This is a genomic window from Candidatus Krumholzibacteriota bacterium (genome assembly GCA_034520215.1).
In the GTDB taxonomy this organism is placed as follows: Bacteria; Krumholzibacteriota; Krumholzibacteriia; order Krumholzibacteriales; family WJIX01; genus JAGHBT01.
In genome coordinates this window covers 509,502-533,299 of sequence record JAXHNR010000002.1, presented here as the reverse complement: position 1 = coordinate 533,299, position 23,798 = coordinate 509,502, and the positions used below count along the sequence as shown (strand labels likewise).

Below are 23,798 nucleotides of genomic sequence, written 5' to 3'. Positions count from 1 at the left end.
TCAGGGCAATATTTTAGTAACATAACTATCAAGTAATTACCCATATTGATAAGTGGAATTGATATTTAGTTTCTATCCGGCTATTGGTATTGTCAAAAACGCCGTCTATTTCCCCTGCGAGGAAATAGCGTCTCCCGCTCTCAGACTCGCTCTTTCCCATTTCCCTAAGGGAAATGGGAAAACCATGCCCGCTCGTCTTCCGAGAGGGTTTTGAAATAACAATAGCCGGATATACAAAGGAATGTAAAAAATTGGGGAAACTCCAAAACAAATTATGTTTGACCCTTTTTCATAGATAATATACCCTTTAGGCATAAATACCTAAGAGGGCGTTTTTATTTACAGACAAAGGAGGCGGGCAGATGAAAAGTGTTATACTGCTGCTTCTCATTCCTCTGCTGCTGTTTCCCGCGCGGGCGAATACTCAATATCTGATACCGCACGGGACACTTAACTGCGGAGGGACGGTAAGAAGCGGAACAAATATTATTTACGATACCGCGGGGCAGGCCGCAGCCGACAGGCTCAGCGGAAGCTCCCACAACGTCCAGCTGGGCTTCTGGTATATAGCGGACCTTGAATCAGCCGTTGACGTGGCAATAGTCTCATTTAAGGGTGAATTCATCAATGACGCCGTACTTCTCAACTGGACGGTAAAATCCGGCGCGCCGTTTGACGGATACGATATATACCGCGCTGAGGGGGATGACGCGAATTTTACGCGCATCAACGAAAGCATAATCGAAGCCGAGCCTACGGTTGAATACAGCGATCAGTCCGCAATTCCGGGGAGAAGCTACAGATATTACATAAGCGCGGTTAAAGAAAAGAGTGAAGTAGTACGCTCTACGACATTTGAACTGACACTTCCGCCAAAACCGGTCACACTCTATCAGAACTTTCCGAATCCATTCAACCCGTCGACTACGATCAAGTTTTTTATTCCGGACAAGAGACGCGTCACACTTGACATCTTCGATGTCAGGGGAAGAAAAATAAATACTCTAATTGACGAAATTAAACCGGCAGACAGATACAGGACAGAATGGAATGGCAGGAATTTCCGCGGAAAACCTGTCAGCTCCGGCGTCTATTATTACAGGCTGGCAGCCGGCAAAAAGGTTATCACCAGAAAACTTGTTCTTATGAGATAGAGTAAATTCAGTGTTTATTAACATAACAGGAAACAGAAAAAGGAGGAGACTCAAGATGAAGAAACTGGCGTTTTTTATTATTATTTCGGCGATCGTTATAGCAACCGCCGCGACGGCCCAGATACCAAAGACTATCAATTATCAGGGAGTACTTACTGACAACGGAGGGACAGTAGTAGCTGACGGAGACTATGATCTCACATTTAATCTCTACACGGTAGCTACCGGCGGTTCGTCTATCTGGAACTGCACAGAAACAGTAACAGTTACAAAGGGGATATTCAGCGCGGTGCTTGGCGAAAGCTGCGTGCTTGCTCCCTCTTTCGATACTCAGTACTATCTCGGAATCAGCGTCGAAGGGGGAACTGAACTTACTCCAAGAACAGCGCTTACCGCATCAGCTTACAGCTTAAACGCTATGGCTGTAACCGGTACCGATAATGTGTTTCCCGCGACTGGAAACGTGGGCATCGGGACAGCGAGCCCGGGAAGCAAACTTGAAATCCACTACGACAATATTGATTCTAATGAAGCGGCTATAGAAATAGACAACAATACAACGGGCGGACAGAATGTTCTCTCCTTTGCCTTTAACGGCACACAACAGGCCGGCCTCAGGAAAGCGGACACCGGGGATTTCTTCGTTTCATCTTCAAACTCAATAACTTTTCAGACAAACAACACAAACAGAATGAAAATTATGCCCGCGGGACAGGTGGGCATAGGAACTACTTCTCCAACTGAACTGCTGGATGTCGCGGGCGGAATAAAACTAGGAAGTTCTGCGGGCACAAACGCGGGAACCATGCGCTGGACGGGAACAGACTTTGAGGGCTATGACGGAGGTTCATGGCAGTCGCTAACATCGGGCAGCGCTTCCCTGCCCTCCGGCACATCCGGACAGACTCTTCGGCACAACGGAAGCAACTGGACGGCAAGCAGCGCGATCTTCAACGACGGCACAAATATAGGGATAGATGACGCAACCCCCGAGACAAAACTTGATATCAGCGGAGGGCAGTGGGACCTCGACGCCACAGAGGGTGACTTTAAGATAGGAGATGAAAACTACCGGCTTAAATTCGGAGTAGCCACGGAAGGCGGAGGAGCCGGCTCAGCCGGAATCCGGGTTCAGGGAGGGTTGAACAACCTTATTCTGGGCGCGGGCTCAAGGGAAGTGCTTCATGTGGACAGCACCGGCACGGTAGGCGTAGGAAGCTCCCTGTATACAGGTAATCTTAAGCTCTATCAATCAGGCTTCAACGATCCCTTGGCAGTGATCTCCCCTCACTACAGTAGTGGCGGACAAGTTTCTTTATATGATGAAGCTGGCAATTCAACAATATCAATGATGCCTGACGTACATGGAGTAGGTGGATATTTTTATGTAACAAGGGCTGCCGGATTAACCGGATTCAGAGTAGATGGAAATTATTCCGGCACCGAGAATACACTAGTCGGAATTTACGGAGCCAGCAGGAGCGCTTACTTTAATATGGATTCTCCCGGTAACAGCTCAGTCTCCCTTCCGGCAAATTCGGTCTCAAATTCAGAGATTCTCGATGAACCCGGCGTTGCTAGCGACGGTGAAGATAGCTATACAACAATTGGTGCCGAAGCTACTGTTATCCTTTCCAGGAGCATCACAGTTCCGGCCGGGGGGTATGTTCTTGTAATGTCATCGGCCCAGCTAACTCTAACCCACACAAACGGAACTGATAGCAGAGCTATTTTCGGCGTTTCAGACAATAGCTCTTCATTGCCGTTAAATCAGGATATAATGGCTGGACTTCCTAGCAACTCTACTTCGGGAATCAGATACATACCCATTACAACTCACGGGCTTTTTGAAGTTGCTTCAGCCGGAACCTACACCTATTATTTCCTGGGTGACCTTTTTGATACCGGGGCGGACTTCTTGGCCTGGGATCCGCAGTTAACCCTGATCTATATCCCGACATCCTATGGCACAATCACCCCCACTCTCGCTGGCGGCGAAAATAGTTCTGAGGAGAACGCCAGCATCAACCCCGGCAAAACCGACGCCGAGATAGCTGCCGAACGTTCAGCTTCCCTAGCTGACAACGATGCCCGCATCCAGCGTGAGCTCTCCGAGATAAGGGATAGAATGGAAGAGCTGGAAAGAGAGATGGGAAATAATAAATAACAGGCAGGTATAATCACATAGGCATAATGTCTAATTAGGCAAAAGGGGGAGTTTTTTACAACAAGCTCCCCCTTTTTAATTTGTTGCGAATCTGTAAATATCAGAACTGCTTAAATCTATTCAAGTCTCAATATAAAGCGACTTTGAGGTTGAAAAATTCCGATATTAACATATCTAAAATCAGGGAAGGGATGACAAAGACAGGGGCTTTCGCGGGAATCGTAAGCGAAGGGCAGCATGATCGTCATCTGGAAGTAATTACAGGGCGGAATATTCGATCTTTAGATCCATTAATCAATCATCACCGATAACAACAGATAAAGTATGATCAGCTTCTTTTACCCGTTTGTCTTCCCGTCACAAAGCCGGGTATCTCCTTTAAGGTTGTCCCCATCACCCTGAAGGCTTTCATCATATGCCTCAGAGACTGTTTCTTGAGTTTAGCGGGTTGTCTTCCAACATCTTCCCAACCCGGAATTTCAAGTTCATCGGGAGGAAGTTCAACTTCTTCCCAGTTGTTGAATAATCTCCCCCAACTGCTTCTTAATATCTTCAGCACCCTTCGTTTGTGAACGGCATACCAGAAAAAATCATGATACAGGACACTCGCTATGAATGCCCACGGCGCGAGCACAGTCTTTAATGACCATTCCAGCGGTTTTTTTAGAGGTCCCCAGTATATCATGTGCTGCATCCTGCTCGCGAATGTCATCTTCCTGAAGGGACCGGCAAAATGCCAGTTTTTCTTTGATTCTTCAACATCGCCCGCTATCTCTATCTCTTCCGGTCTTCCCCTGCCAAGTCCGGCTTCATGAGCCATTCTTATAAACTTGATATCCTTCATAGGGTCAAACCCCATCATTTTTGCCGCGACAGCGTCTATAGCCACCTGATCGGAAGACGCCAGAAGCACATTTTTGACATAGGGCGCCATACACCTGGGCCCGGGGCCGTCCCCGGCGAATGTTCCATCCATTACGGCGAAAAGCCCTGAGTGTATCTCCTTCTGTATCCTCAAAAGATCTACCAGGGTTTCGTGAATTACGGGGTGGGTCCAGTGCCTCTTCTCATTTAGAAGTCCGCCGAAAGCATTCTTCATGGCTCCCGTTGTTGTAGTAAATACATGTGTCTTCACAGTCGGAAGTTGAATAATATTTTCCCCTATAAACCTCTTCGGTATCATAAATCCCTTGGGATATACCTCATTAAGAACCAGAAATCTGTCAGCTAAATCGCCGACTGCGTCCCTTATGTGTATCCACTCCTCACCCTCATACAGATGGATATTCCTGAGTCCGTGGTTATCCGTGACGTTCACCTGCTTGTTTTCCCTCTCCCCGAGATGAGAGTCAATTACAACAGTTCTGTTATGACACCCGTGGATGAGACCGGGGTCATACCCGTCTCTTTTCATCGTCCTTATGACACCCTCGAGCTGCCACGGAGTAGTAGAGCTTCCGGGATAGAAAAAATGCCAGCTTATATTTATCTTTAAAGCCGTATCAACATCTTTAGGCAGTTCATCCTGGTAATCCGCGAGATTCATAAGCCGGTAATAATCTTCCAGCACTGTCCGGGGCGAAGTCTTTACTACAGCAACTTTTGATTTCTCCATATCCGACCTTTCAGCTTTTTTTATTTATATAGCATAGCCATATCAAACAATATACAAGGTGGGTAGATTAATGATAAGAAGAAACAGAATAAAAAGGCAGAAAATCCTATAAGGCGTAAAGTCAATCAAACTGCACTTAACGTTTTTTACTTTATCGGCCGATTCAATAAAATATCCAATTCCAACCCTTTTACCGCAGCAGAACCATCTTTCTTGACTGCTTATTCTCTCCCTGCCTCAGAACACAGAAATAAATTCCGGAAGAGACCTGTTTCCCTTTATTGTCGATCCCGTCCCAGCGGGCGGTGTGAGGGCCTTTCTCCATAAGGCCTTCTTCGAGATTTCTCACAAGCCTCCCTTTAACATCGTATATCCTGATACCCGCTCTGGCAGTCTTCGGAATATAGAATGGTATATGTGTTGAAGGGTTGAATGGATTGGGATAGTTCTGGCCCAGCGTAAGAACCGGGGGCGTTCTGCCGTCAGCTACATCCTCTATACCTGTAACAACACCCAGAGCGCCGATAATGCGGAGTTTGCCGTATCCCCACGTATCGTTGTAGACACTTCCGGTATATCCGTCTGTAGCGGCGTTAACTTGAATCAGCCCTGCGATTTCATCCATGCTGTGGGCGGGATATTTCTGCTGCACAAGCGCGGCCGCCGCCGCGACATGCGGCCCCGCGGCGCTGGTGCCGCTGAACTGCATATATCCCCCCAGAGGATAACCGTCTGAATCTGTATGTGATTTGGTTGAATAGACGTCGTAGTTTCCGGGTGAACATATATCAAGAAGGTTCATGCCGTCGATACGTGCTCCTCTGCCGCTGAACGCGCTTATCTCTCCCTCGTCGATACTGCCTCCTCCGACTCCTCCATAACCTTCGAAACCGCGTGTTGAATAAGACCCGTTTACGAAGGCGGAATCCGCGGTCGCCGGATAAGTTACATTTCTTTCATCAGTAGCGTAATTGGCAAAAACAGCTCCTCCGGACCATGAGGAGACATTATCGGCGATATTACTTATCACTTCTATAGTCGATCCTGTCTGGTTGCTTACCGTAAGATACCAGTCGCCGAGCACATCCGCGTTTGAGTTCTTATCAACATAAATATCCTGCCTGCATGTTCCCCTGTCGCTCTTTCCCGTCGACGACCAGATGTAATAACCGTCAACATACTGGTCCCCTCCGGATATCGTTATTTCACCCCCAATTGGAGATTCCAGTCTGAAAATAAGATCGGAGAGTTCTGTTCTCCAGAGTGTAGTCCCGTAGAGCTGATCTAACGCGGTTGTTCCGTATATGGCAGCGTCGATATGCAGCTCCACTGAATCTGAACCCGCCGCGTCGGCTATCGCGTGTTTTCCGCCCCGGCCGAGATTGCCGGAAGGGACGACCTGGAAGATAGAATCGCTCTCATCTGTAATCAGCTGTTCGCCGAGGGAGGAGCCGTCTAAGTATTTCCATACAAAACCGCCGAATTCATAAAGCATCACGTCGGCACCCTTTGATCTCGCCCACGGGATAAGGTAGGAAAGGGGGTTATCTGAAAAATAATATCCCATTAGAATTTCAGCGCCCGGGGCTATCCCCGTAAATCTGTTCAGCCCGGGAGTGCCTCCCGCCAGTATGCCGGAAACACCCGTTCCGTGACCGTAATCATCAGGGTCTGACTCGATAAGATCGACACCTCTTATTCTCTCAACAGAACTACCGTTCATAGTCGCGTAAATCTTTGATGTCTTTAACCCGACAAGCTGTTCTTCTTCGTCAAGAATTCCATTCTTATTAGTATCAAGAACTACGAAGATCTGCTCGCCGAAGGTCGGATCGCTGTCATCAAATCCGCTTGCCAAGCCGTAATCACGTATTGAATTGGCGTTTTTATCATTATACAGCCAGTCCCAATATGTCTGGAATCCGTTTCCGGAGTTGCTCGGATTAGTAGCCCCCCAGACATGAGCGTAATCGGCTATCTCTCCGTCAAAGCAACAAAGCCTTTCATTACCGTCGACACCTCCGTTATTATTCAGATCAACAGCGTCGTCGCCGCAGTCGAACTGGCCGTTCAAGTTTACATCCATCCACTCAAAAGTGTCGCCGTCCGCGTAGAAAAAGGAAGGATGAAATACATCAATGCCTGTATCGAAGTCGGCTATTCTGGTCCCCTTGCCGGTTATCGGAAAACCTGAATCGTCGTTATATCCCCAAGCCGAATCAGCTTCTATCTCCCGCGCGCTGACATCGAGTGTGGGATAAATAGCGGGATGCCAGCTGCTCTCCATGCGCAGGACCTCTTTCTTCCCGCTGACACTGTCAAGCTCGGTCCAGGGAATCCTCACCGGATAGATAGCTTTAGTCCTGGCAATTTCTCCGCTGATATAATAAAAAGAAAGTCCCCTTGATTCATATTCAGAGATCTCAGCCGGGCTGAGGATATGATCAAACTTAACGGTTACAACCGCCCTTTCACTCTCGATACCGGCTTTTACAATACCTCTCGCGTTCGTCCTGAGTGTCGATTTTGAACGCATATTCCTTAGAAAACTAAGAGGAGAATTCATCTTTCCGTTATCCGCGCCCGCTCTGCTGACAGGCAGCAGCAGAAAAACACAAATAATCAAAGTAAACAGCTGTTTCACTTTTTTCTCCTTTTTTTATAACTGTCAATGATCATAGATATCCCGATAGATAATTAATATGCTAGTATGTTTATTATAACATAAAAAAGGGCTATCTGTCTAATCATCCCCCTTCGGAAGGCTGAAAGAAGAAAAAGGGGAACGGGCATTATTATTCATGTTGGATTGTGACTTGATAAGACCGGATTTCTTAAATACTTTCAGAATATTTGCCGGCGCGGATAATTAAGCAGAAATATAAAGAAACCTGAAAAAGCAGCAGATCACGAAAGTTATGCTGATCAAGATTCGAGAACCGTACTCTCTACTTCCATAAACTCAAATCCGGATTTGAACACTTCCAGACAGGCATCTACGACATCCGGATCATACAATTCGCCTTTTCTGTCTTTTATCTCCTGCAGGGCGACTTCCAGCCCCCTGGCCTTTCTGTAGGGACGATGAGAAGACATGGCCTCGACTACATCAGCTACGGTTAATATCCTGGCTTCTAGCATAATCTCTTCACCGCTTAAACCCCGGGGATACCCCGACCCGTTCAAAGCTTCATGGTGCTGATAAATAATTTCTGCCAGCGGCCAGGGAAAAGTAACGCCTTTCAGCACCTGATAGCCGACTGTCGGATGCTGCTTAATATACATAAATTCCAGTTCAGTCAAACGGGTTGGTTTACTGAGTACCTGAGACGGTATTACAATTTTCCCCAGATCATGAATTGAACTGGCTACTTCCAATCCTTTAATTCTATCCTGAGCAAGATCCAATCCGCGGGCTATCTCAACAGCAAGCTGAGCGACCCGTCTCTGGTGCCCCGCCGTATAAGCGTCGCGCAATTCCAGAATATCCGAGATAACTTTTATCGTTCCTTCAAAAGCTGTATTCAACCTCTCCTGAGCTCTTTTGCGCTCGGTAATATCGGTCATGGCACCAACTACAGAAACTGTTCTGCCGTTTTTCAATATAGGCGCTTCATTCACCTCGACAAAAATCTTCTTCCCCTTTTTCCCGAGCAGCTCAATTTCGAAGGGTTCCTGCACCTTCCCCGTTTCAATCGCTTTCAGAGTGAGGTTAATTCCTCTCTCATTAATAGGGTTATCGCTTAGAAAATCTGTCCAGTTAGTCATACCTTCTTCCGGTTTACACTGAAGGAATCTAATAGATTGAGGGCTGAGATAGGTTATCTCCCGCCTGGTGTTGTGGGAGAAAAAGAGGTTTGTACTATTTTCCACTATATTTCGCAGTTTTTCTTCATTTTCCAGAAGCTTTTCCTCGGCTTTCTTCCGCTCGGTTATATCCCGAATGGTTCCCACCAATCTTTTCGGTTTTCCCTTATTATATTCAAAAGCCCCGATACTTTCCACCCAGCGCTCCTTCTTATCATTTACCCTTATAATCCGGTATTCCAACCCAAATCTTTGTTTTTTCTCCGCCATTGCGGACATGAAAAGTTTCTCAACCTCTCCACGATCCTCTTGATGTATAATATTCATCCAGGATTCGATATTTTTCTTATATTTATCATCTATGCCGAATATGTCATCAAGTATCTCAGAACTGTCCCAAATTGAATCTTTGCCGCGGAATTCCCAGCTGTAAAATCCCAGACGGGCTATCTTCTGGGCTTTCCTGAGTTTTTTCTCAGTTTCGATTAAATCTTCCTGAGCTCTTTTCTGCCTGGTGATATCAAGAACGGCAAAAGTAATTTCATCATCTGGTTTAGAATTACTGACAGGGGCCATACTCACGACAACGTCAATTATTGTGCCGTCCTTTCTCCTCACCCTTGTCTCTACCGTGCCGGTACCGTATTTTCTTATCTGTTCATATATTTCGCTTCCAACATATTCATATTCCTCTTTCGATGGATAAATTAATCTGACATCTTTCCCTATAAGCTCCTCTTCGCCGTATCCCAGATGTTCGAACAGGTTTTGATTTACTGTTTTAAACCTGCGGTTATACACCGTCCCTATCCCCACCGGGGCGGCTTTGAATATACTCCTGAGATAATTCTCATTATCCCGCAGCTCTTTCCTCTCTTTAAGTTTTTCCCATCCAAAAGCCATGTCCTCCGCGACTTCCAGAAGAAGCTCTTTCCACTTGTGTTCAATTTGGACACCTTCTTCAAGCGAGATGCTGAGGATACCTATGAGCTTATTTTCTCTTTTCATTGGAACCATAACACAAATATATTTTCCTCTTTTCTTATAATAACTGCATTTATTGCAGCTTTTCGTATCAATTATTTGAATTTTACCGGATTTGACAGTTTTCTTGATACATTGGGGCGCCCGTCCCTTTCCTTCTCTGGAAATCGACCAACCCTTTATAAATCCGCCCTCTCCGGACGTTACAAAGGGAGTAATCCTGCCGTTATCTTCATTAATAAGAGAGAACGTACAATCCCTGTATTTTTTAGTCTGCAAAAGCAAATCGCCGGCTTCTTGAAACATCTTTTCAAGGTTTTCCGCCTTTACAATAACTTGGTTGATTTTGCTGATCGAATCGAGAAGGGAGTTCAGCTGGCGGATCATCTCCCGGTTCCTTTTCCGTTCTCTTCGGATTTCCGCGTCCTTGAGCTCCCTCTTCACCGCGGGAACCAGCCGCGCCAGATTATCCTTCATTATGTAATCATGGGCGCCCTTTCTCATCGCCTCAACTGCCTTTTCTTCCCCCACAAAACCGGAAACAAGAATCAAGGGTATATCGAGCCCCTTTTCCATTGCTATTTCAAGAGCGCGTATACCGCTGAATTTCGGCAGTTTGTAATCCAGGATAATAAGATCCCAGTTCTTTTCATCCAGAGACTTCTTCATTTCCTTTTCTGTTTCCACGCGTTTCGGCTTGAGTTTGAATCCGCCTCGTTTCAGCTCTATCTGCAACAATTCAGCGTCATCTTTCGAATCCTCCACAATAAGTACTCGAAGTGGGTCTTTCATCATTGTTCAATTCCTTTTTTTTATTCACCGCGTTTTCAAGCCAATACCCCGGATGAGCAATACATTACGCTACAATTTTTGACTAGATCCTGCTTGATTGTCAAGCCTTAAAACAGCTTGGAGTTTTCCAATTTTTATTACAAATCAGGAGATTAATTAATTCTTGAAGTTCGCGGCTGATTAATATTATCACCTTCGGAAAAGATTAAAACAGGGAAGGTGACACTTATTCTTCCTGTTCCTGTTGCCCCCCGCATTCCTGCATTCGATCACTCTTTTATTACACGCGTAATCTCACGCCTTAAATCTTTTATCTCGAACGGCTTTACGATTCGGCCCGCAAACCCGTAATCAGTGTAACCGGCCATAACCGGATCGGTTGAATAACCGCTTATAACTATAACTTTCGCGTTCGGATCTGCCGTGAGAATCTTTTCGCTCAGTTCTTTGCCGCCCATTCCGCCGGGGACTGTCAGATCCGCGATAACCACGTCAAATGGATTGCCTTTCTTCAATGCCGAGATATACTTTTCGAGCGCTTCCTCCCCGTTAACAGCCAAATCGGTATTATACCCGATTGCTTTCAGCATCCTGGCTGAAACCTCCCTCACCGCCTTCTCGTCATCCATCAGAAGCACCTCCCCCAGATTTTTTGAGGGTTTTCTGTCTGTCTCCGCTTCTTCTTTTCCCTCTATTTCGGAAGACTTTTCGGCCGGGAGAAACAGGGCAAAAGCAGCGCCCTTTCCCGGTTCGGATTGAACGCTGATATGCCCGTCATGTTTGTTTATTATACTGTAAGCTATCGACAGTCCCAGGCCACTTCCCGCCTTTTTTGTGGTAAAATAGGGGTCGAACACACTCCCGAGAAACTTTTCGGGAATTCCGACACCTTCATCCCTTACGGTAATCATGACATAATCCCCTGATAAACGGGAAGCGCATTCTCCTCCTGCTTCTTCAACATTTTCCGCTTCTATGTGAATAACCCCGCCCATCGACATCGCTTCCTTCGCGTTAATAATAAGATTTGCCAACACGTGGCTCATCTGTCCTCTGTCCGCTTTAACCATCCACAGATCGTCCGGCAGGTTCAAACTCGCTTCAATACTGCTCCCGCTGAGGTTGAATCGAACCGAATCCCGCACAAGCTCCTTAATATTAACAGATTCCAGCAGCGGCTCTCCTCCCCTGGCAAAAGTCAGAAGCTGTTTGGTCAGGTGCCTGGCCCTCTCCAGCGATTTATGGGCGGTCTCAATATGCTTATACGATTGATGATCCTCGGACAGCTCCAGCCTGGCAAGTTCGATATTGCCGTATACCCCGGTAAGTATATTGTTGAAGTCATGCGCTATTCCTCCTGCCAGTGTACCTACACTCTCCAGCTTCTGCATCCTCTGAAGTGCCTCCTGCGCCTCCTTACGCTCGGTTATATCGCGTATATCGGCGACCACACTCTCTTCGTCTTTATGAAGATCCAAGGTTGCCAGGAACCACATATCCCTGTCCCCTATTCTGAGAGGGTATTCGAATCTCCGCGTTTCGCCGCTTCTTCTTACTTCCTCAGCTGATTTCTCATACATATCGATTATAGAAGATGGCATTACCTCTTGAATCCTCTTTCCCAGAAATTCTTCCGGCTCCGCTAAAAGGACATTACCCGGTTTAGAGTGTATTTCCTGAAACCGATCATCACAGTCGAGCAGGAATATCATATCACTCATCGAGGAAACAAGGGTTCTGTACTTTTCTTCACTCTCCTTGAGCGCCTCCTCGGCATATTTTCGTTCCGTTATATCAGTATGGGTTCCGACGAAGCGGGTTGGGGATCCTTTTTCATCCCGCTCAACTACCATGCCTCTCCCCTGAATCCACATCCAGCCTCCATCCTTTCTCTTAAATCGGAACTCCACATTAAAGTTGTCTATCTTTCCTTCCAGATGCTCACTGGCCCGGTTCATTACATATTCTATATCATCAGGGTGAACCCTTTTTTTAAACTCATCCAGGCGCGGGGGGAATTCATCCACCCGGTATCCAGCCATCTTGTAGTACCGGGGATCGAAGTACACATCATCGGTGGTTAAGTCCCAGTCCCAAATGCCTTCATTCTTTATTGACATGGCAAGACTTAACAGCTCCTCGCTGCGGCGCAGCTCTTCCCTTATCCTGTATTTTTCGGTAACATCTCTGAATACGAGAACCACTCCCGTAGTTTCACCTTCAGTGTTTCTGATGGGCGACCCGGAGTCGGCTATCTGGTATTCCTTACCGTCGCCGGCTATTAATTTTGTGTGGTTTGCCAGCCCCACTACCACCCCCTCCTTAAGAACCTTATCAACCGGGTTGGGCGCCTTTTCCTCTGTCCTGGAATTAACGATATGGAAAACTTCCGTGAGCTGTTTACCCCTCGCCTCTTCTATACTCCATCCCGTCAGATTTTCCGCTACAGGGTTCATATGCGCTATTCGCCCTTCCGTGTCGGTGGAAATAACAGCATCACCTATGGAATTAAGAGTGGTTTCGAGGTTATCCCGGCTTTTCCTCAGCTTCTGCTTGGTTATCTTCAGCTCTGTAATATCCTGAAACGATCCGTAAAGACGAAAAACATTGCCATCCGAATCCGTGTCGGGGAATCCGCGGGACAGGCAAATCCTGGTTCCGCCCCCTCTCGGAAGGGCTCGAAGCTCCAGTTCATAGGGAACACCTTCCGATACAGCTTTTTCAACCGCGCGTTTCAGCAGCTCCATATCGTCCGGATGATACAGAGACGGATGTTCCTTCCAGCTGGGCGGTTCTTCTTCCGGATCAATATTGAAAATACTGAAAAGTTCATCTGACCAGGTAACGCTGTCCCCGGCAATATCCCATTCCCAGCTGCCGACATTCGCGATGCGCTCTGTTCTGGCAAGTATCTTCTTGCTGCGGCTCAAATTATCCCGAGTCCTCTTCTGTTTGGTAATATCTCGGACAAACTCTACCACTCCGGACACCTTTCCAGTTTCCTCATCTATGATCGGATAACTGTACAATTCAATCCACTCAACGGGTGAATCGGGCTCCGGGGGCCCGGGGACAATATCGAATTCCTTTTTTCCCGTTTCCATGCACCTCAGGGAAGGGCACGGTTCACATGGATTATCCCTGCCGTGATAACAGAAATAACACTTACCTCCAACCAGAGGCATTTTAGCCCCGTACCACTTCTCCATAACCGGGTTAACGTAACTTATGGTCAGATCCCTTTCGAGAACACTCACTCCATCCTGAATGCTTTGAAAAGTGGCGGAGAGAAGCTCCAGGTTTTCTTTAAGCTGCTGGCTTTTCTTATATTCATCCGTAACATCTCTGAATACGAGAACTACTCCTGTTATATTCCCGTTCTCGTCTCTTATCGGCGATGCAGAATCTGCTATCTGGAACTCCTTGCCATCGCCGGCTATTAATTTTGTGTGGTTGGCCAGCCCCACTACCACCCCTTCTTTAAGAACTTTATCAACCGGGTTGGGCGCCTTTTCCTCTGTCCTGGAATTAACAATATGGAAAACTTCCGTGAGCTGCTTCCCTCTCGCCTCTTCTATACTCCATCCTGTCAGATTTTCCGAGACAGGGTTCATATGTGCTATTCGCCCTTCCATGTCGGTGGAAATAACAGCCTCACCGATCGAACGGAGGGTAGTATAAAGATTATTCTTACTCTCTTGCGCTTCCCGTACCTTCAGAGAACTCTGGATTTCAGACAATCCCCGCTCTGCCAGTATTACAATTATCTCCCTCAGGAAAGATAGAGATTCGCGAAAATCTTCCTCTTTCACAACCTTAACCTCTTCAAGCGTCTCGAGGTATTTTTCCGAGTCATACCCGTAATTTTTCGCCTGTTTTCTGAACCATTCCGGCTCCGGTTTTTCAAACAGAACCGGGCCGATAATCAAATCTGCCAGATACACCCCGTTTATCACTATCGGGGCTTGACCTCTGATCAAACCGTTATCGCATCTGCTTATTACAGCTTTCTTCCCCTTTTTGATTTTTTTATTCAGTTTGAGATTGCTCTTTCTGCATTTTTCTCCGGATTCCGAATATTTCCGGTGGAAGCCGCCGCATATAACAGGCATACCCGTGCTGATCAGAAGTTGGCAATCGGGGTTTGAGTAAAGCTCGCATGAATACCCGTTCGCCCGGGCAAAGCTCTTCAGAATATCTTCGAGACGGTCAATATTGACCGTATCGGAGATATCGTATTTTCCTTCGATCGTAAAACTATCTTTACTTTCCATCAACCGGCCTTTCCATTTATGAAAAAAAGACTGTACTCGAACAGCAGAACATTCTCTTTTCACTCTTTTACTTGACCTTTACCGCCTGATAAATTTATACACCTATATTATTATTGTTTCAATCTACTTTCAGCCCCTTTATTGCGATACTTAAGGACAGCGCTCACCAAGAGTCCTTTAAGCTACGACAGATTACGGTAATCCGCCGGTTTGACGTTGTGTCTGCTGCACAGCCGGTATAGCGCGGGCCTTAGTATTCCGGCCCGATCGGCGGCGGCCTGCATATCCCCCCCGGTCGCCTTCAGAAGGTTTTCCAGGTAGGACTTCACCGCTTTCGATTTAAAATCATGATATTCCAGAGAGAAAATGCCGCGGGGCAACCCATTTTCTATTTTTCCCGCTCTTGTCAACGCCTGGGGAATATTCTCAGTCTTTAAAACTCCTGAATTTGTGTAGGTCACTCCGTTCTTGATCCATTCCTCGAGTTCGCGGACATTGCCGGGCCAGGCGTATTTCAGCATCAGATCGATTAGAGCGGAATCGATCTGATCTACGTTTACCTTCCTTCTCTTGCATTCCCTCTTAAGGATTGCTTCAGCCAGTACCGGTATATCTTCTTTCCTCTCAGCGAGGGGGGGGATGTGCACATGAAATGTCTTTAGGCGGTGATAGAGGTCTTCCCTGAAATTCCCGTTTCTTATCTCTTCTTCCAGGTCCTTATTGGTTAGAGCTATAAACCTTACGTTTTTATAAAATTTTTCCTCTCCGCCTATCCTCCGAAACGGCCTGTGTTCAACTATATTCAACAGAAGCTTCTGCGCATTCGGCTCTAAGTCACCGACCTCATCCAGCACCAGCGTGCCCATGTGAGCGAGATCGAGCAGACCTTCCATATCGCTGCTGGCTCCCGTAAAGGAACCCTTTACGTGCCCTCTGAATTCCCTGGAGAAAAGATCGGGAGTCAGACCGGGCAGAGATTCCACGTAGTAGGGCCCCTGCGATCTGATACTTCTGCAATGTATCCAGAATGCCAGGACACCCTTGCCGGCTCCGGGAGGCCCAGTGATAAGAATGTTCTCGTCAAGATGCATAAACCTTCTTATCCGCCCCTTGATCTTCTTCATAACCGGAGATTCGAATACCGGCTCCACGACATAGTCTTTTCTCTTGATATCATCAAGTATGCGGATTCTCCTGGCCAGGTTGTTATCAATCGCTTCGGATATCTTCCTCTCGAGCTCCTTGCCGGATGTCCTCTTCGATATGATATCGTCGGCGCCGGCCGTTCTGGCCGCCTCAATAACCGTTTCCTTAAGATGAGCCGATATGAAGATAATTATCAGGTTGTCGTTTCTTTCTTTCTTCAGCTCCCTGATTACATCCAGCCCGTCATAGCCGTCTTCCAGCTTGTAATCAAGAAGGAGAACGTCCGGCAGATAATCCCTGTATTTTTTTCTTCCGTCGCGCCAGCCCACGGCGGCGGAAACCTCATAGTTTCCGGAAAGAGAATCGATTATCCTTTCTCTGAAATCGGCTGAATCGTCAACTACCAATACCCTGTGTTTGTGAACATTTTTCGACTGCAACAATAGATCCTTTCTCCCCTCCTAAAACACCACTATCTTCATAATAAAATCAGTTCCCGATCCCCCCGGAGTATTCTCGGCCCTTATACGTCCTCCTCTTCTGGCCAGTATCCTGCCCGATTGGTAACACCCTTCTCCCATTCCGCCGGGTTTATTGGATCTGACAGGCGAGATGAATATATCATCTTCCATCCCCGGGGGAAGCCCCTCGCCGCTGTCCCGCCACCTTAGAACCAGATAATCGACCTCGTACCGGCCGCTGACCGTGATCTTTTTTTCAGGAACGTCTCTTAGAGCGTGAATCGAATTTTCGAACATATTCTTAAAGATATGCCTGAACTCATCGTGAAGAAGATGCGCCGAACGCCGACCTATATCATCCGGGAATTCCTCTTCCAGCTCTATTTGTTCCTCCTTAAGCTGAGTCCTGTATTCTCCCTTGAGGGCGTTCCATTCATCCATGAATTTGATCGAGTACTTCATTCTCAGCTTCAGGCGGTAATCTTCCAGCATCGAATTAAGTCTTTCCAGCGAGTTTTTGAATATCCTTAGGTCCGGGGATGCCGGGGATTTTTCCTTCCCGTCACTGATCAGGCGGCCGCTGATCTCCTTTATTTTTTCAATCTCCTTCCTGATGACCCTCCAGTCTGAGTCGGCGGGTGATATCATCCTCATTGCCGATGTCATATTATCAAGTGATTTGAAATCTTTCCGGATCTGCTCATAATCCAATTCGCTGTCTTTTCGCGCCATATCGCCGAGAAAGGAAAATTTCTTCTCAGTATGAATGGCCTGTGAGAGATCGTCAAAAAGAAGTTCCTCCAGTTTACTCCTCCGCGAGGATGACATAAAGAATCCACGGAAAAACTCTTCCAGGCGGTAGATAAAGATAATAATAGCCACAGCCGTTATAATTACAGCAATCCCCACAGCAAAAGAGCGGTAAACAAGAAGAACGGCGAGTATTCCGGCGGCAATAACTGCAGTTATTCTCGCCAGTCTTTTGTTTGCCGCCCCCACAGCGTCCCTTATCCATACTCCGGCTGCCAATACTACAGAGAATACCAGGAGTGAGAAAAACCAGAGAGGAATCCTGAAGAGATAATAGACGAAATTGTCTCTTATTTGATCGGCCCTGTGGCCGCAGAAGACCTTTCCAAAGAAAGATTCGCTCTGGCAGATATTCAGGAAACTCCCTTTTTTAACGTTCTCGATGGTTTTTACCACCTGATCTCCGCCGCCCGCGGGTGGAAACACTACCTTAAGATCTACCAGTTCGTGAGCTCCCAGACCGAAATGGGCCACCGGGGGCCGTTTCGTTTCGCGGCAGGCGTTCTGTGTTATCTCCCTGTAGCCGATAAGATGCTTTCTGTTATCCAAATGCCCCGCTTGGTAAATATATACTTTTCCCCCTATACCGAATCTGTTCTTTCCCTCTCCTCTAAGCCGCACTTCAAGGAAATTATCGGGATCCCCGATATTTTCTCTTATAGACAGCCGTCCGCCTTCAGATGTCAGCATTACCAGGTCGAGGTCGCCGTCCAGGTCGAAATCGAGAGCGGCCGCCGCTCTGGCAGCTCCCTTGAACATCAGGAATGTAAATCTTTCCGTCTCGCTGAAAGTGCCGTCTCCGTTGTTAAGATAAAGTATCGATTCTGAACCTTTTCCGTTAATAAGGTATATATCCACAAACCCGTCCAGATTGAAATCCCCGGTCACCACCCCGCTGTTTTCAGCCCGGCATCCCGCTCCCGAACTATCCGTTACATCATGAAAAGTTCCGTCACCGTTATTCCGGAACATCATGGTGGAAGGCACGGCGCTCGAACCTGCGATAAAATCGGACGCGCAGTAAATATCAAGGTCCGCGTCGTTGTCAAAATCGCCGGTTGCGCAGACATTAAAGTGAGTTGGGCCGGGATCTTTCAGTGCTTCAAGGGAGGGTTTGAACCTGCCGGTCCCGTCGTTGAAATTTATCATTCCCCGCCGCCTGCCCGATACAACCGGCTTGTAATTTATTAAAAGGTCGCTAAACCCGTCATTGTTAAAGTCGGCGAATACACCTCCGAAAGAACCTTCTGAAAGCAAATAGGATTTCTCCGTCCAGTCGGTAAACTTTAAGCCCCCCTCGTTCCTGAACACCCTCACTCCGCCGAAATTGCCGCGTCTCCTGAATCCGTTAAACATAAAAATGTCCAGATCCGTGTCACCGTCCATATCCGCCGCAGCTGTGCCTGAACCGTGTTCTCCCGGGCAGTTCAGCGCGCCGCCATCAAACTCCCTGAACGATCCCTTCAGATAATCGTTAATAAAGCAAACGTTCCCGTAAAGGTCGTCGAACTGGAAGAGAAGATCAGAATGCCCGTCACCGTTAAGATCGGCGGGTGTCACTACCGCGTCCCCGCGCTGGGATCCCAATTTAATACTCATATCCGGCGTTACGCGCACGTTACTGATCCTGCCTTCCCCTCCGCCTGAAGATTCGTCGGAATGCGGATTGATAAATATGTCCGCCCTTTCGCGGTAAACCTCCACCCGGTCGGGGATGTCATCATGATCGATATAAGCATACGAAAACCCGGTCATCTTTGATTCTGCTTCAACATTTATCCTGGAGCTGTCGGAAATAGTATTGACGTATTCCGGCGGCGGTCCGTGGCCGACCCATATATTATCGACCCACGCGTCGATACTTTCGGCGCCATATGCTGCCATGCCGATTTTATTAACTATAATATCCCCTTTTTTGAACGGCCCGTACCTTCTCCAGACAAAATCATAGACCGACCTGCTGTTGAAACACCAGCATCTAGGCGGATCATAGGTCTCCATGCAGTCGTGCATATACTTTGTGTGATTCGCGGCCCGTACGCGAAAACTCTTGCCAGTCCTGGTATCCAGCATACTGAGAAATATCCAGACCCCATTCATATCTTCGACCCTGGAAACATTCCACGCCCAGGCCATCTGAATATCACGGGTCAGCGGAAAGTTCTCTATTCCGTTCTCCTCGAATACAAAAATCATTTCACCGCTGCTTTCTCCCTTCACCGGACCGAAATGAAGAATTTTTTCGCTGTTATTGTATTTGGTTGCCTCCACAATCTCCGTGAAAAGCAGATCCTTACGGTCTTTCCCGGGAGTTTGAATAGTCCAGTGGCCTCTCTCTTTGTCCTCGAAATCAAAAAAAAGTATCGTCCGGGAGCTGTCCCCGGAGCTGCTAGGCGGGATATTCTCCGGCGCGGAATGATTATTTTCAACCGGTTTTTGGTCGGAACAGGAGAAAATCAAAAACGCGGATAGAGACAAAAATACAGCGGCTCCCCTTAACCCCTTCACTTCTTTCATTATTTAACCTTAATTTTCTATATAAAAAAGAGTTTTTCAGCTGCCGTTTTATTAGAAGGTATCACAGGATATCCCGTTCTTTCAAGGATTTCATGACAGATTCGCCGGCAAAAGATAATTTAGAAGGACAGGCGGTTTTTTCTAATCAACAACTACACCCGGAAATTATACCTATACTCCTTTACAGATATCTTTGATCGTCCTCATATTTACCGGGGAAGAAACAGGCAATTTTATCTCCTTGTCATTTTAGAATCCATTGATGCAGAAACGCCGCTGCCAGCCACGCGCCGAAGCTTGAGACGAGAACAACAGGGAGCGAAAAATTCCTCTTAAAGCAGAAGAGGGCCACGAGGAAGAAAAGAACGCTGGGTACGATCCCCCAAAGAGCTCCTTTGGTGAAGTTCCGCATGATTCTTTGATCCCCTTCATTTTCGATATATATCCACACGAGGACAAGAGCGCCGGTAAGAGGCATGACGCCGATCAGGCCGGCAGTGGACGGAAGTTTCTTTCCGATCGCCGTGGCGGTGAGAATAATAGCCACACTCATGATTATTTTGATCAGAATCTGCATAATTTGTCTTCTTGTCTAACTCTCCCCGCGTCAGATGCGGGTGGCCGTAAAATCAGGTGCTCTGAAGCCGGCTATGCATCCGCGTCTGCCCGGTTCAGTCGATTTAAGAAAATCCTGAATAAATCCATATACCATTGATAATACATCAGCTTCTGCCATTCTATAGCTCCCGCAGGAATGAGTCAATTATAAATAATATCTGGAGTTCCCCCGAAAATCAGGCAAGTATTTTACAAACATTTCGAGATACAACCATTTATCAGAATTGATAAGTGGAATAGGGTTTTTATTGCTGATGAGTGCGGCTGATTGATATTTTCAAAACCCTCCGGAGGGCGAGCGGGCAAGGATTTCTGGCCCGAAGGGGCAGAAAGAGCGAGCCCGAGGCGCAGAGCGTACGATTACCTCGCCGGGGAAATCGACCACGATTTTGAAAATATCAATCAGCCGCATACTGTTACAAATCATCGACTACCTTATAGGTTATAAAAATTGGGGAAACTCCAATAAATAATATCTGGAGTTTCCCCTTGACATATCCCTTAAATATAAGGTTATTTACCACGAGTGGCCAACCTTCTTTATCTCCGCGTCAAGGAGGCTCCATTATGACAGAGAAAATATCGATCGTCTTCTTTATTTCAGTCTTGACAGCCTTTACACTACAAAGTGCCGCCTCTTCGTATGAAAGGACGGGAAAACCAATGAACAGCAAGGATAAAATGAAATCAGCTACCTTCGCGGGGGGATGCTTCTGGTGTTTGGAAGCAGATTTTGAAAAGGTCGATGGTGTAGTAAAAGTAATATCGGGATATACCGGTGGAAAAACAGAAAACCCCTCCTACCGGGAGGTTTGTTCCGGAGAGACAGGTCATCTAGAAGCGGTTCAGATATACTACGATTCCACCGCGGCCGATTATAGAAAACTGCTTGAAGTCTTCTGGCGGCATATCGATCCCACAGACAGCGGCGGTCAGTTCACAGACCGGGGCACCCAGTATACCAGCGCCATATTCTATCACGATGAACGGCAAAGAAAGCTGGCTGAATATTCCCTGGACAGGATAAGGGAGTCCGGAATCTTCAGCCGGCCCATAGCCACCAAAATAGAAAAGCTGGACCGGTTCTGGCAGGCGGAGGAATATCATCAGAACTACCACCTTGAATGCCCCCTGCGCTACCGGCAGTATAGGGAGGGTTCCGGGCGGGACCGAGCCCTGGAGAAAATATGGAACAATGCGTACAAGCTTTGGGGGCCGGAGAAAAGCAAACGGAAGGCGGAAAAAGGTCCTTCCGGAGAAGCTTCAGGCAAAAACAAAAGTAAGGAAAAATTAACCGCCCTTATGTACGGGGTTACTCAAGAGAATCAAACGGAGCCGCCCTTTCAAAATGAGTACTGGGATAATAAGCGGGAGGGAATATATGTGGACGCGGTAAGTGGCGAACCCCTGTTCGCCTCGGCGCACAAGTTTGAATCCGGCTCGGGCTGGCCGAGTTTTACCAGGCCTCTGGAACCGGAGAATCTTGTGGAAAAACCCGATAGAAGCCACAATATGATACGCACGGAGGTGCGAAGCAAAAAGGGCGATTCACATCTGGGGCATCTTTTTCAGGACGGGCCTCCCCCAACTGGATTGAGGTACTGCATCAATTCAGCCGCGCTGCGTTTTATTCCAAAGGATGAACTGGAGAAAGAGGGTTACGCGGAGTACCTTAAATTGTTTGACGGGGAATAACCGTCGCCTCGGCCAAATTTGCCGAGCGAGATGCGAGGGAGAGAGTGCACCAACATATCCTAATGCCTTTTACGCCGGCAAGCGGGAATATTACCCCCGGAAGCGGGCAAAAAAGCAAACCGCTTGTAAAATTAGAAAGTTATCCTTATATTCCGAATACTGAATCGTTTTAATAATCCATTGATCAGGAGAAAGTGATGAATCTTAGAAGTTCTAAGGCCGGAAAAAACGGAAGAAAAAAAGAATCACTGCTGATGCGGTCGCTGGATAATATTGAAAAAGTGGGAAATAAGCTCCCTCACCCGGCTACCCTCTTTGCCATATTCGCGCTGATAGTGGTAATAGTATCTGAAATCGTCTACCGCTACGGGTCGGCCGCGGTACATCCTGGAACCGGGGATACAATAAGAGGTATAAGTCTTCTGAATTCCGAGGGTTTGAGATTTATTTTTTCCAAGGCTACCGATAACTTTGTCTACTTCCCCCCTCTCGGTATCGTGCTGGTGGCCATGATCGGGATCGGAGTGGCGGAAGGTTCCGGCCTGATATCGGCCCTCCTCAGACATATGGTTACTTCAGCCCCGAAACGGCTTGTTACAGCCTCTGTAGTAGCCGCGGGTGTACTTTCTCATCTCGCCTCAAGCGCGGGTTACGTAGTACTTATTCCACTGGGAGCAATGGTTTTCGCCGCTATTAAAAGACATCCGCTTGCCGGGATGGCCGCGGCTTTCTGCGGAGTGAGCGGAGGGTTCGGCGCCAATTTTCTTATCGGCTCTGTAGATCCGATTCTGGCAGGCCTGTCAGAATCAGCTGCCAGTCTTATAGAGGGAGGAATTCAGATCAACCCGGCTGTTAACTTCTACTTCATGTTCACATCCGCATTCATGGTAGTAATAGTCGGAACATGGGTAACCGAAAAATTCGTTGAACCGCGCCTGGGTGAATACTGCGGAGAAACTGAAGAATTCGACCACATCGAGAGCCGCGAAAAGAAAGGGTTGATCTGGGCCGGTATATCTGTAGGAGTCGTTCTGGCGGTCCTTCTGCTTATGGTCGTACCTGAAGGTGGTGTGCTTCGTAATCCGGAAACAGGATCTATTCTTCATTCCCCGTTTATGGATGGGCTGATAACAGCTATACTGATCTTCTTTCTGGTGCCCGGGCTCGCCTACGGGATAACAGTGGGAACAATTAAAAACGACAAAGATGTTATCAAGCAGATGACCGCATCTATGAAAGGCCTTGCCGGATATATAGTTCTGGTATTCTTCGCCGGACAGTTTGTCTACTACTTCAAAGAGAGTAACATCGGAGTTCTGCTCGCGATTAACGGAGCTGAACTTCTAAAAAATATAGGCTTTACAGGAATCCCCCTGCTGATCTGTTTTGTTCTAATCTCAGCGGGCATTAATCTCTTCATGGGAAGCGCTTCTGCCAAATGGGCTATAATGGCTCCTATATTTGTCCCTATGTTCATGATTCTAGGATACCATCCGGGAATTACACAGGCCGCTTTCCGTATCGGAGATTCGATTACGAACATAATAACTCCCATGATGAGTTACTTCGCCCTTATAGTGGCTTTCGCCCAGAAATACAACGAAAAATACGGAATCGGCACAATTATAGCCACCATGCTGCCATATTCGGTTGCTTTAGGTATATTCTGGATGATACTGCTGACTATCTGGATGATTCTGGGATTGCCGACCGGACCTGATGCCCCGCTGCATATGCCCTGAAGCGGCACATGGATCC

Annotated in this window: 13 protein-coding genes; 5 read left to right on the top strand and 8 right to left on the bottom strand. The window is 47.3% G+C overall.

Translation table 11 applies throughout. The features are described 5' to 3' along the window. The first annotated feature begins 52 nt into the window (after window positions 1-52). From U5O15_08970 to U5O15_08960, 3 genes are all read left to right on the top strand, one after another. Entirely contained in the window at window positions 53-214 is a 162-nt protein-coding gene (locus tag U5O15_08970; protein MDZ7860773.1) for a hypothetical protein, read from the top strand. 148 nt (window positions 215-362) lie between these two features. Beyond that, window positions 363-1,154, top strand: a complete 792-nt coding sequence (locus tag U5O15_08965; GenBank protein MDZ7860772.1) for a T9SS type A sorting domain-containing protein — start codon at window positions 363-365, stop codon at window positions 1,152-1,154. Between the two features lie 55 nt (window positions 1,155-1,209). After that, window positions 1,210-3,321, top strand: coding sequence for a hypothetical protein (locus U5O15_08960; GenBank protein MDZ7860771.1), 2,112 nt, complete (start codon window positions 1,210-1,212; stop codon window positions 3,319-3,321). Window positions 3,322-3,649: 328 nt separating this feature from the next. On the opposite strand, the gene U5O15_08955 is transcribed toward U5O15_08960, so the two are convergent. The 8 genes from U5O15_08955 to U5O15_08920 form a co-directional block, all read right to left on the bottom strand. Continuing rightward, window positions 3,650-4,936: a DUF362 domain-containing protein gene (locus tag U5O15_08955; protein MDZ7860770.1), complete on the bottom strand. Its 1,287-nt coding sequence runs from the start codon at window positions 4,934-4,936 to the stop codon at window positions 3,650-3,652. Between the two features lie 190 nt (window positions 4,937-5,126). Beyond that, window positions 5,127-7,580: a S8 family serine peptidase gene (locus U5O15_08950; GenBank protein MDZ7860769.1), complete on the bottom strand. Its 2,454-nt coding sequence runs from the start codon at window positions 7,578-7,580 to the stop codon at window positions 5,127-5,129. A 281-nt stretch (window positions 7,581-7,861) separates the two neighbouring features. Continuing rightward, entirely contained in the window at window positions 7,862-10,522 is a 2,661-nt protein-coding gene (locus U5O15_08945; protein ID MDZ7860768.1) for a PAS domain S-box protein, read from the bottom strand. Window positions 10,523-10,788: 266 nt separating this feature from the next. After that, window positions 10,789-14,793 (bottom strand): PAS domain S-box protein, encoded by a 4,005-nt coding sequence (locus U5O15_08940; GenBank protein ID MDZ7860767.1) that lies wholly within the window; start codon window positions 14,791-14,793, stop codon window positions 10,789-10,791. Window positions 14,794-14,975: 182 nt separating this feature from the next. Next, on the bottom strand, window positions 14,976-16,382 hold the full coding sequence (locus U5O15_08935; GenBank protein ID MDZ7860766.1) for a sigma-54 dependent transcriptional regulator: 1,407 nt from the start codon (window positions 16,380-16,382) through the stop codon (window positions 14,976-14,978). Between the two features lie 18 nt (window positions 16,383-16,400). Continuing rightward, the gene (locus U5O15_08930; protein MDZ7860765.1) at window positions 16,401-19,727 is read right to left on the bottom strand and encodes an FG-GAP-like repeat-containing protein; all 3,327 of its coding nucleotides are present in this window, start codon (window positions 19,725-19,727) and stop codon (window positions 16,401-16,403) included. A gap of 244 nt (window positions 19,728-19,971) precedes the next feature. Beyond that, complete coding sequence (locus U5O15_08925) at window positions 19,972-20,304, bottom strand: DUF3147 family protein (protein ID MDZ7860764.1); 333 nt, start codon at window positions 20,302-20,304, stop codon at window positions 19,972-19,974. A gap of 30 nt (window positions 20,305-20,334) precedes the next feature. After that, window positions 20,335-20,463, bottom strand: coding sequence for a hypothetical protein (locus tag U5O15_08920; GenBank protein ID MDZ7860763.1), 129 nt, complete (start codon window positions 20,461-20,463; stop codon window positions 20,335-20,337). 449 nt (window positions 20,464-20,912) lie between these two features. Between U5O15_08920 and msrB the strand changes: the two genes are divergently transcribed. Together msrB and U5O15_08910 are read left to right on the top strand one after the other, a co-directional pair. Further along, complete coding sequence (msrB, locus tag U5O15_08915) at window positions 20,913-22,040, top strand: peptide-methionine (R)-S-oxide reductase MsrB (protein ID MDZ7860762.1); 1,128 nt, start codon at window positions 20,913-20,915, stop codon at window positions 22,038-22,040. Window positions 22,041-22,237: 197 nt separating this feature from the next. Next, entirely contained in the window at window positions 22,238-23,782 is a 1,545-nt protein-coding gene (locus U5O15_08910; GenBank protein MDZ7860761.1) for an AbgT family transporter, read from the top strand. Window positions 23,783-23,798: the final 16 nt, after the last annotated feature.